The 568-nt window shown below is 52.8% G+C and carries 1 protein-coding gene; it reads left to right on the forward strand.

Features of this window, described 5'->3' with window-relative positions:
* Positions 1-568: ATP-grasp domain-containing protein (locus R7190_RS29495; RefSeq protein ID WP_318138154.1), on the forward strand; the 568-nt coding region annotated here is incomplete at both ends.

Raw genomic sequence — 568 nt, forward strand, 5'->3', positions numbered from 1 at the left:
TTTAGTTGGTGCGCGTGGCAAAGACGGCAGTGTTGAAGTTTACCCTCTAGCAGAAAACGTTCATACCAATGGCGTATTGAGCTTATCCACCGCGATTGATGCGCCAGAGCTGCAAGCCCAAGCCAAGCAGATGTTCACGGCCGTCGCAGATAGCCTGGATTACGTTGGCGTATTGGCACTCGAGTTCTTTGATGTCGAGGGCACACTGTTAGTCAATGAGATTGCCCCACGCGTGCACAACTCCGGTCACTGGACACAGCAAGGTGCGGAAACTTGTCAGTTTGAAAACCATCTGCGCGCCGTGTGCGGCTTGCCGTTAGGCTGCACCAAACTGATTCGCGAAACCTCAATGGTGAATATTCTTGGTGAAGATACGTTGCCAGAAGCGCTGCTCGCCATGGATGGTTGTCACATCCATTGGTACGGCAAAGAGAAGCGCGAAGGGCGCAAAATGGGTCACATCAACGTATGCGGTGACTACCCAGGAGAATTGCACCGTAGGTTGTGCGCTCTCGCGGAGGTCTTAGATCCAATGACATTCCCAGCCGTGCACGAGTTTGCGAAACAA

This window comes from Vibrio sp. 1078-1 (genome assembly GCF_033340475.1).